We start from the raw sequence: 7,002 nt of genomic DNA on the forward strand, positions 1-7,002 counted from the left end.
TGGAATCCCTCCACCCCAACCCCTCCTCCAAGGAGGAGGGGCTAGAGGAGCCCCCGCCGCCCGCCTGCCACAATCCCAGCGCCGCCTCGCTCGGCCGCTGCACGCTGCGGTGCCCCGCCGCATTCAGCGCGCGCCGCAAGCCGCTGACGATCAACCCGCGCGCCAATGCCGGATCGCGGAAGCGGACCTCGGTCTTGGCCGGATGCACGTTCACGTCGACGACCTCGGGCGGCACGTCGAGGAACAGCGCCACCACCGGATGCCGATCGCGCGCCAGCATCTCGGCATAGGCGCCACGCACCGCGCCGACGAGCAACCGATCCTTCACCGGCCGGCCATTGACGAACAAATATTGGTGATCGGCCACGCCGCGGTTGAAGGTGGGGATGCTCGCCACCCCGCCGAGCACCAGCCCCTCACGCTCGAAGTCGATTGCGACGCTATTCTCCTGCAGGGCGCGGTCGGTCAGCGCCGCGACACGGGCCGGCCGGCTTTCGCCGCCCTGCACGCTCAGCACCCTGCGGCCGTCGTGCTCGACCGAGAAGGCGATGTCGGGCCGGGCCATCGCCAACCGCTTCATGCCATCGAGGCAGGCCGCATATTCCGCGCGAGTGGAGCGCAGGAACTTGCGTCGCGCCGGCACGCGGCCGAACAGTCCCTCCACCCGCACCCGCGTCCCCGGCGGCAGCGCGGCCGGGCCTTCGGCAATGCGCGCGCCGTTATCCACCGTCAGCGACCAGCCCTCGGCACCCCGCACACGGCTTTCCAGGGTAAGCTGCGCAACGCTCGCGATCGAGGGCAGCGCCTCGCCGCGAAAACCCAACGTCGCGACGTGCTCGATATCGTCGGTCGGCAGCTTGGAGGTGGCGTGGCGCTCCAGCGCGAGGGCCATTTCGGCGGGCGCCATACCGCAGCCGTCATCGATCACTTCGATCAGTTCGATGCCGCCGCCGCCCAGCTTCACGGTGATCCGTGTCGCGCCTGCGTCGATCGCGTTTTCAACCAGTTCCTTGAGCGCGCTGGCAGGGCGTTCCACCACCTCGCCGGCAGCGATACGATTGACAAGATGTTCGGGCAGGCGGCGTATTGACATGGCATTCGCTGTAGCCCAAGCGACGGCCTCCCGCGACCCGCATCCGCAAGACACCAGGCCGGATTTCCCGCCGTCCCGGAACGGGTTCGGGCCAAACATTTGTGCGAGCAGCCGGACGGGGGGCGCCCAACCCGGCAGGACGGATCAATCAATGGCTTTCTCCCGCATTTTCAAATTCATGTCCCATGACATGGCGATCGACCTCGGTACCGCAAATACGGTCGTGTACCTGCGCGGCCGCGGCATCGTGCTGAACGAACCGTCGGTGGTGGCGGTCGAGACGCTGAACGGCGTGAAGAAGGTCAAGGCGGTCGGTGACGACGCCAAGCTGATGATGGGCAAGACCCCCGGCTCGATCGAGGCGATTCGCCCGCTTCGCGATGGGGTTATCGCCGACATCGATGTCGCCGAAGAGATGATCAAGCACTTCATCCGCAAGGTGCACGGGCAGCGCCGCTTCATGCGCTGGCCGGAGATCGTGATCTGCGTGCCGTCGGGTTCCACCTCGGTCGAACGCCGCGCGATCCGCGACGCCGCCTCCAACGCCGGCGCCAGCCAGGTGTGGCTGATCGAAGAGCCGATGGCCGCCGCGATCGGCGCCGACATGCCGGTGACCGAGCCGATCGGCTCGATGGTCGTCGATATCGGCGGCGGCACGACCGAAGTCGCGGTGCTCAGCCTGCGCGGCCTCGCATATTCCACCAGCGTGCGCGTCGGCGGCGACAAGATGGACGAGGCGATCGTCTCGTACGTGCGCCGCAACCACAATCTGCTGATCGGCGAAGCCACCGCCGAGCGGATCAAGCAGGAAGTCGGCGTCGCCAAGCCGCCGGTCGACGGCATCGGCAAGACGATCCACATCAAGGGTCGGGATCTGGTGAACGGCGTGCCCAAGGAAATCCAGATCAACCAGGGCCAGATCGCCGAGGCGCTGTCCGAGCCGGTCAATACCATCGTCGAGGGCGTTCGCATCGCGCTGGAGAACACCGCGCCGGAATTGGCCGCCGACATCGTCGACCAGGGGATCGTCCTCACCGGCGGCGGCGCGCTGCTGCACGGGCTGGACGAGGTGCTGCGCGACGAGACCGGCCTGCCGGTGACCGTCGCCGAGGATCCATTGACCTGCGTGGCGCTGGGCACCGGCCGCGCACTCGAGGATCCGATGTTCCGCGGCGTTCTCCTCCAGGTCTGACGAAAGGCCAACGGCGATGGCGCCGCCACGGAATCGGCGCCCGGGGTTCTCGCGACGGGCGCAATATGGGCTGTTCTTCAGCTATGTGGCGGCGATCGGCCTGACGCTGATCGGCGGCGGGCTGGTGCTGGTCTCGCGCTACAACCCGCATCTGTTCTCGGCGCTGCGCAGCACCGTGGCGGAAGTGACGACGCCGGTCTCCTCCGGCCTTGATTCGGTGCGGCGCGGCATCGGCAGCGTGCCGGAGGCGATCGGCAGCTACTTCGGCGTGCGCGGCGAGAATGCCCGGCTCAAGCGCCAGATCGAGGCCGAGCATGCCGCGCTCCAGCGGGCGCTGGGGCTGGAGCGCGAGAACCAGCGTCTCCGCCTGCTGCTCAAGGCGCGCGATGCGACGCCGGAGACGATCGTCGTCGCCCGGCTGGTCAATTCTTCCGCCTCCAGCACCCGCCGCTATGCCACTCTCAACGCGGGCAGCTGGCAGCGCGTGGCACAGGGGCAGCCGGTACGCGACGGCGCCGGGCTGATCGGCCAGGTGGTCGAGGCCGGCCCCAATGCCGCGCGTGTGCTGCTGATCAGCGATCCCGACAGCACCATTCCCGTCCGCCGGGCGAATGACGGCCTGCCCGCCATTGTCACGGGACGCGGCGACGGCACGCTGGACGTGCGGGCCGCCAATGCGGCCGCCAATCCGTTCCGCCCTGGCGACCTGCTCGTTACTTCGGGCACGGGCGGGGTGTTTCCGCCCAACATCCCGCTCGGCCGGATCACCCAGACCGGGCGCGACAACGCCGTCGCAACGCCCGCCAGCAACCCGGACATGGCCGATTTCGTGATGGTGCTGCGCGTGTTCCTGCCCGAGCCGGCACCCCCGCCCCAGCCCTTCCCCACCGCCACGCCCAAGCCCAAGGCCAAGTGATGGCGCTGGACCTGCAGCCTCTGGGTGTGCCGCCGCCGCGCCCCCGGGCGCGCTGGCTGGCGCCGCTGTCGATCGCGCTCGCCTCGCTCCTCACGATCGTGCCGGTCGTCGCGACGGTGCCGTTCCTGCCGCCCTTCGGCCTGCTGATGCTACTCGGCTGGCGGATGATGCGCCCCGACGCGCTGCGCGTCTGGGTCGCCGCGCCGCTAGGGCTGTTCGACGATCTGCTGAGCGGCCAGCCCGTCGGCTCGGCGATGTTCCTGTGGATGGCATGCATGTTGATCGTCGACGTGCTAGAAACCCGCATCGTGTGGCGAAACTTCTGGCAGGACTGGCTGATTGCCGCGGGCGCGACCGGTTTCGTGCTGATCGCGGGGCGGTTCATCGCTTCCCCAATCTCCGCCAAGGTGGATGCCGCACTGCTGCTCCAGGCAGGCGCTTCGGCGATGCTGTTCCCGCTCGCCTCGCGGCTGTGCGCATGGCTGGACCGTGACGTGGTGAAAGCCTGAGCCATGGTACGGATCACCGAGGCGACCCAGACATACAGCTTCTCCCGCCGCGCGGTGGTGCTTGGCGCTGCCCAGGGCGCGGTGGGCATGGTGCTCGCGGGACGCATGGCCTGGCTCTCGGTGTTCGAGAACGAGCGCTACAAGCTGATGGCGGAGAGCAACCGGGTCAACAACACGCTGATCCCGCCCCGGCGCGGCTGGCTGCTCGATCGCACCGGCAAGCCGCTGGCCAGCAACCGCACCGATTTCCGTGTCGACCTGATTCCCGATCGCATCGTCGACAAGGACAAACTCCTCGCCGAACTGACCCGGCTGCTCAACCTGGCGCCCGAGGATCTCGCCCGCATCGAGACGGACCTCAAGCGCGCTGGCGGCTTGCGCCCGGTGCAGGTAGCGGAGAATCTGGACTGGGACCGGTTCGCCGCGGTGCTGGTACGCCAGCCCGAACTGCCCGGCGTGGCGCCCACGCGCGGCTATGCGCGACACTATCCGCTGGGTGCGGGCGTGGGCCATCTGCTCGGCTATGTTGGCACGGCCTCGGCCGAGCAGTACAAGCTCGACAAGGACCCCCTGCTCGTCACCCCGGGCTTCAAGCTGGGCAAGGACGGGCTGGAAAAGACGCTTGATCACCGGCTCCGCGGCAAGGCCGGCGCCAAACGGGTCGAGGTAACCGCACATGGCCGCCCCGTTCGCGAGCTCGAAACCCGGACCGACCAGCCGGGGGAAAGCATCAAGCTGACGATCGACGCCGGGCTGCAGGAATATGTCGCGCGGCGGCTGGGTACTAATTCAGGCTCGGCAATCGTGATCGACGTCGCCTCGGGCGACATCCTCGCCATGGCGTCGATGCCGTCCTACGATCCCAACAGCTTTTCCGACGGCATCAGCCAGACCGAATGGAAGATGCTGTCCGAGGACGATCACGTGCCCTTGATGAACAAGGTGCTGCAGGGCCTCTATCCGCCCGGCTCGACGGTGAAGCCCATGAACGGGCTGGCGCTGATGGCGGCGGGGGTGAACCCCAGCGAGCGCGTGTTCTGCTCGGGCGCGTTGCGCGTCGGCAGCGGCGTGTTCCATTGCCACAAGAAGGGCGGGCACGGGCCGCTCGACCTCAAGAACGCGATCATGCAGAGCTGCGACATCTATTTCTACGAGATGGTCCGCCGCGTCGGCTATGATGCGATCGCGCCGATGGCCCGGATGCTCGGCCTGGGGCAGAAATTCGATATGCCCTTCACCACCCAGCGCTACGGCACCGTGCCGGACAGCGCCTGGAAGCTGAAGAAATACCACCATCCCTGGACGGTGGCGGATTCGCTCAACGCCTCGATCGGCCAGGGCTATGTTCTCGCCAACCCGCTGCAGCTGGCGGTGATGGCCAGCCGGCTCGCCTCGGGCAAGATCCTGGTGCCGCGACTGCTTGCCAACGGGCCCTCGGGTGCGCAGCCCCTGCCGGTGAGCGCCGAGGATCTCGCGATCGTGCGCGAGGCGATGTACGGCGTGGTCAATGCCGGCGGCACCGGCGGCGCGGCGCGGATGTATGTGCCAGGTGTGGCGATCGCGGCCAAGACCGGCACCGCGCAGGTACGCCGCATTACCATGGCAGAGCGCCGCACGGGCGTGCTCAAGAACGCCGCGCTCCCCTTCAAGATGCGCGACCACGCGCTGTTCGTGTGCTTCGCGCCGCACGACAATCCCAAATATGCCGCGGCCATCGTGCTTGAGCATAACGGCCATACCATCCGCAATCTCGACACGCCGCTGATCGGCCGGGACATCATGACCTATCTGTTCGATCGCGATCAGGCGATGAAGACGCTGGCCGAAGTGGAGCCGACCTGGGGCGGCGACTATACGACGCGCATGGCCGCACAGGGCACCGCCTTCCGCGCCGCGCAGGCCGCGCCGCCGCCGCCGCCGCCTGAGGATACCGAGGAAGCCGCAAGCAGCCTCGCCAACGCCGCGGCCAACAGCACTGCCGATTCGACCAAGCGCGACGTGGCCCCCACCGGCAGCGTGGAGAACGACTGATGGCAGGTCCCGGCAACAGCATCGTCCCTACCCAGGTCGCGCAGCTTCCATGGAAGGTGCTGTTCCTGGTGCTGGCGATCGGCGGCTTCGGGCTGGTCGTCCTCTATTCGGCAGCCAACGGAAACATCCGCCCCTGGGCGCTGAACCAGGGAACCCGTTTCCTGCTGTTCCTCGCCGTGGCGCTGATGATGTCGCGGGTGCCGGTGCGATACTTCTCGCACGGCGCGCTCCCGGTTTACGGGGCACTGGTACTTGCGCTGCTCGGCGTGGAGCTGTTGGGAAAGGTGGCGGGCGGCAGCCAGCGCTGGATCAGCCTGGGCGGCTTCCAGTTCCAGCCATCCGAACTGATGAAGCCGATGATCGTGCTCGCGCTGGCCCGCTTCTACGAGATGCTGCCGGCCAGCGAGACGCGCAAGTTCGTCGCGATCTGGCCCGCCTGCGTGCTGATCGGGGTGCCGGCGCTGCTCGTCATCATGCAGCCCGATCTTGGTACCGGGCTGATGATCACCGGCTGTGGGGTCATGGTGATGTTCCTGGCGGGCGTTCCGCTGCGGCTGTTCATCGCAGGCGCGCTGACCGTGGCGGTGGCCGCCCCCCTGGCCTTCAACTTCGTGCTGCACGAATATCAGCGCAACCGGGTGCTGATCTTTCTCGATCCCGAGCGCGATCCGCTGGGCACCGGCTACCACATCACCCAGTCGAAGATCGCGATCGGATCGGGTGGCATCTTCGGCAAGGGATTCCTTCAAGGCACGCAGAGCCACCTCGACTATCTGCCGGAGGGGCAGACCGACTTCGCGCTGGCGACGATGATGGAGGAATGGGGGCTAGCCGGCGGCGTGTTCCTGATCATCGCGTTCGGGATGCTGATCGCCTGGGGGATCGGCGTGGGCATGCGGGCCAAGACTCGCTTCGGCCGACTGACGGCAGCTGGCCTCGCCGGCACGATGTTCCTCTACTGCTCGATCAACATGGCGATGGTGATCGGTCTGGCCCCGGTGGTCGGTGTGCCGCTCCCGTTGATCAGCTTCGGCGGCACCGCGGTGATGACCTTCATGCTGTGCCTCGGAATCCTGCTCGCGATCGACCGTGACAGTCGCACCCCCACCCGATGGTGATTTTTTCATTTTTAGGCTTTACAAGCTCCGAGAGGCGACGCTAAAGGCGCGCCTCCGAAGCGGCGGCACCCCACCAAAGGGCGCCATGTAGAAGCCGGAATGGACACATAGCTCAGTTGGTAGAGCAGCTGACTCTTAATCAG

Annotated in this window: 6 protein-coding genes; 5 read left to right on the forward strand and 1 reads right to left on the reverse strand. The window is 67.4% G+C overall.

The window, feature by feature from the left end:
* On the reverse strand, positions 1-1,093 hold a 1,093-nt coding region (gene mutL, locus KK7_RS0119245; RefSeq protein WP_010546267.1), incomplete at its 3' end, for a DNA mismatch repair endonuclease MutL.
* Between the two features lie 151 nt (positions 1,094-1,244).
* Between mutL and KK7_RS0119250 the strand changes: the two genes are divergently transcribed.
* From KK7_RS0119250 to rodA, 5 genes are read left to right on the forward strand one after another with little or no spacing between them, the layout of a single operon-like run.
* Entirely contained in the window at positions 1,245-2,285 is a 1,041-nt protein-coding gene (locus KK7_RS0119250; RefSeq protein WP_010546268.1) for a rod shape-determining protein, read from the forward strand.
* A gap of 16 nt (positions 2,286-2,301) precedes the next feature.
* A complete protein-coding gene (gene mreC / locus KK7_RS0119255; RefSeq protein ID WP_010546269.1) occupies positions 2,302-3,201 on the forward strand; it encodes a rod shape-determining protein MreC in 900 nt (299 codons plus the stop codon).
* The gene (gene mreD, locus KK7_RS0119260) at positions 3,201-3,710 is read left to right on the forward strand and encodes a rod shape-determining protein MreD (protein WP_010546270.1); all 510 of its coding nucleotides are present in this window, start codon (positions 3,201-3,203) and stop codon (positions 3,708-3,710) included. The genes mreC and mreD overlap by 1 nt, the downstream gene beginning before the upstream one ends.
* A gap of 3 nt (positions 3,711-3,713) precedes the next feature.
* Positions 3,714-5,741 carry a penicillin-binding protein 2 gene (mrdA, locus tag KK7_RS0119265; RefSeq protein WP_010546271.1) on the forward strand — a complete coding sequence of 676 codons (2,028 nt, stop codon included), beginning with the start codon at positions 3,714-3,716 and terminating at the stop codon, positions 5,739-5,741.
* The gene (rodA, locus tag KK7_RS0119270) at positions 5,741-6,859 is read left to right on the forward strand and encodes a rod shape-determining protein RodA (RefSeq protein WP_010546272.1); all 1,119 of its coding nucleotides are present in this window, start codon (positions 5,741-5,743) and stop codon (positions 6,857-6,859) included. The genes mrdA and rodA overlap by 1 nt, the downstream gene beginning before the upstream one ends.
* Positions 6,860-7,002 lie beyond the last annotated feature (143 nt).

Origin of the sequence: Sphingomonas elodea ATCC 31461, from assembly GCF_000226955.1 — a bacterium.
Taxonomy (GTDB): Bacteria; Pseudomonadota; Alphaproteobacteria; order Sphingomonadales; family Sphingomonadaceae; genus Sphingomonas; species Sphingomonas elodea.

Bases quoted from the DNA above. Each gene is read 5' to 3' on its own strand.
- KK7_RS0119250 (WP_010546268.1), top strand. From the start codon at position 1,245: ATGGCTTTCTCCCGCATTTTCAAATTCATGTCCCATGACATGGCGATC.
- mreC (WP_010546269.1), top strand. From the start codon at position 2,302: ATGGCGCCGCCACGGAATCGGCGCCCGGGGTTCTCGCGACGGGCGCAA.
- mreD (WP_010546270.1), top strand. From the start codon at position 3,201: ATGGCGCTGGACCTGCAGCCTCTGGGTGTGCCGCCGCCGCGCCCCCGG.
- mrdA (WP_010546271.1), top strand. From the start codon at position 3,714: ATGGTACGGATCACCGAGGCGACCCAGACATACAGCTTCTCCCGCCGC.
- rodA (WP_010546272.1), top strand. From the start codon at position 5,741: ATGGCAGGTCCCGGCAACAGCATCGTCCCTACCCAGGTCGCGCAGCTT.